Origin of the sequence: Xanthomarina sp., assembly GCF_035306605.1 — a bacterium.
Taxonomy (GTDB): Bacteria; Bacteroidota; Bacteroidia; order Flavobacteriales; family Flavobacteriaceae; genus Xanthomarina.
On the sequence record NZ_DATGNR010000048.1, the window covers coordinates 1 to 2642 of the forward strand.

Genomic DNA, 2642 nt, shown 5'->3' on the forward strand with positions numbered 1-2642 from the left:
AAAAAGTATTCTTGGTTTCCAAACGCTCCAAAGTATTTGTACCGTTAAATGTAAGGTCGTTGTAATTATTGGTTGTTCCGCGATTCCACACCGAGCTTAATTGCAACATTTGTGTTTTAGAAATATCATAAGTAGTCAAAAGATTTATATAACCCTTTTTCAAGTGGCTTTTAAATTGATTGTTTTCAGAGTTTTCAAAATACGTGTCGCCTACATTGGTAACGCTGTAGCGATTATTAAACGCATAATTTTCATCGAAACCTAAAAACCCCACGAGCTTAATTTTTAATTTTTCCGTAACCGGGACAATGGTGCTCAACGAAACATGTTCGGCATTATTGATGCGTGTTCTGTGGTCTTTCAGCTGACCCGCTCTGCCGCCGCTTAACCCCATTAATTGGTTTAATTGATCTCCTCTTCCAATAGATTCTACTTCGTAGTTGTTATAAAACATACTTTCCAGTGAACCCACACGGTCAACACCCACGTTGTTTAAGCCGTATGTTAAAAAATTCTTGTATTTTTTACTAAAGTTCATTAAGTTGCCCGAAACATCGTACCGATTTTCTGTAACCAAACCGTAACCGGCAGTAATATCGCCAAACCATAAATCTTTGTATTCTTCGTCAATGGTAAGGTTTAAGGCAACTTTGTTTGATTCTTCTACGCCTTTTAATAATTTATTGTTACTGTAATTACGTAACACCTGTACTTTATCCAACGGTTTGTTGGGCATATTTTTGGTTAAAATACTATATCCTCGATTGAAAAAATCATCGCCCTCGACCATTACTTTTTCAATTTCGGTATCTTCAAATTTAATTTTCCCGTCTTTTTCTACGGTAATTCCGGGAATGTTTTTTAATAAATCTTCTACCACCACTTCGCGACCGGTACTGAATGCTTTGGCATCGTAAGAAAGTGTGTCGCCACGCACTTGAATGGGATTATCTATTTCAATGACCAGATCTTCCAATAATTCGGTGCTTTCTTCTAAAGTAATTGTAAGATTGTATTCTTTTTTATCTTTTGTAACCGTTAACGGTTGTTGTTGCTTTACAAACCCCATTTTATTGACCTCAACTACAAAACTACCTTCACTTTCTATTTGAATATTAAAAACGCCCTGTGCATTGGTAAACCCAAACTGCAAAATATGGTCTTCGCTGTTTTTTATAAGAACAGAAGCATTAGGTATCGGTTCGTTTGCTTCGGAAACAACCTTGCCTTTACAAACGGTTTGTGCCTGTAAAGAAACGGTTGTTAGTAAAGCTATTAAAAATGTAATGAGTGTTTTTGGCATGTATGTTTATTGCGCTGTTATTTTTTAGGTTCTTCTTCCCATTCGTAGATCAGTTCTATTCCTTTTCTATCTTGTTTTTCCCTAGTTCTTTCTGACCCTCTTTCGCGAATTTCGCTCTCAAAAAATTCTGATATTATCTTTTCTCTTTCTATTGTAAATTCTTTTAATGATTGAATTTGATCATATGGAATATTCTTAAAAAAATCGAATTTATTTTGATACAATTCTTCTTTTAAAAATTCTATTTTAGTTACAGCAAAATTGTATTTTTTAGTTTCATCACTTAAATTTATAATTAAACCTGGTAATCCACCAAATTTATATGGTCCTGCTGGATAAGGAAGTGATGGTGCATACCAAGCTTCCCACTTTCTACCTCTAAAATTTGTTGTAGCTTTATAACATTCAATGTCATCAATTACTTTTTTTTCGCTCAATAGCTGCCATTTTATATTTAAATCATCTATTATTTTAGATTTTTTTTCAACAACTAAATAGCCAAATGTTTCTAATTTATTTGTTGTGCGATCTATTTTAAAAAAAACATTATCGTTGACTAAAGGTTTAAAAGTTTGTCTAACTACATTAGTGTCAGGCGCAGGTGTAGGCTTTACTTGCTTACTACTGCCATAATCTTGTTCGTAGATTGACGTTGCAGCTGTGGTATATAGCGTTGCTTTACGTTCAATAGGTCTATCTGTATCGAAATATTCTCTATATTCTATAACTACACCTTGAAATTGAGCGAATATATTATTAACGAAGAGTAGGAAAATAATTAGTTTAAGGTTTTTCATCTTTTCAATATTTAATAAACATAAATGTACAAAATAGTACATTTATGTTTATTCTTTTTTACATTGCAATTATATCGAACTCAAGAACTGCTTCAGGAAACATTCCCTGTAACATAGCTGCATCCGCAACGAGTCTGTTTAAACATGGTTCACCGCCTTCTCGACCTATAACCCAATGAAATTCTAATAATTCTCCATCAGGCGAAATAACACTAATTGAAAACTGACATGGATAGTAAGCAGCATTGGTATTGTAGAATCTCAATACTTCTTCCATACTGTGATTTGTATAAGAATTACTTTCTACATTGTCATTATAGAAATAATTGTTATTTACATGTGCCTCATTTGAAGCTAAACTGCTTCCCGCAAAAGCTACACAAGCTATTGCACTGAATACTAATTTACGCATAATTTTTTAATTTTGTTGCCCCATTTTAAGGACTTGGGCGGTTAATTGCGTCCTGTTTTCTAAATCAGTTAAAGTCGTTGGATAGAAATAAGACTTTTCTTTTTCTTAGCAATTGGCTGGCAATTTTTCT

General features: G+C 33.4%; 3 protein-coding genes. All 3 read right to left on the reverse strand.

Annotated features, from left to right (window positions below; translation table 11 throughout):
- Window positions 1–1303, reverse strand: a 1303-nt coding sequence (locus tag VKY41_RS07755; RefSeq protein ID WP_500813871.1) for a carboxypeptidase-like regulatory domain-containing protein, incomplete at its 3' end; no start/stop codon positions are given.
- Between the two features lie 17 nt (window positions 1304–1320).
- Window positions 1321–2100, reverse strand: a complete 780-nt coding sequence (locus tag VKY41_RS07760; protein WP_500813872.1) for a GLPGLI family protein — start codon at window positions 2098–2100, stop codon at window positions 1321–1323.
- 58 nt (window positions 2101–2158) lie between these two features.
- The gene (locus VKY41_RS07765; RefSeq protein ID WP_500813873.1) at window positions 2159–2512 is read right to left on the reverse strand and encodes a hypothetical protein; all 354 of its coding nucleotides are present in this window, start codon (window positions 2510–2512) and stop codon (window positions 2159–2161) included.
- Window positions 2513–2642: the final 130 nt, after the last annotated feature.

What these genes read in the sequence shown, in the direction of transcription:
- VKY41_RS07760 (WP_500813872.1), bottom strand. Translation starts at nt 2,100, where the DNA reads ATGAAAAACCTTAAACTAATTATTTTCCTACTCTTCGTTAATAATATA.
- VKY41_RS07765 (WP_500813873.1), bottom strand. Translation starts at nt 2,512, where the DNA reads ATGCGTAAATTAGTATTCAGTGCAATAGCTTGTGTAGCTTTTGCGGGA.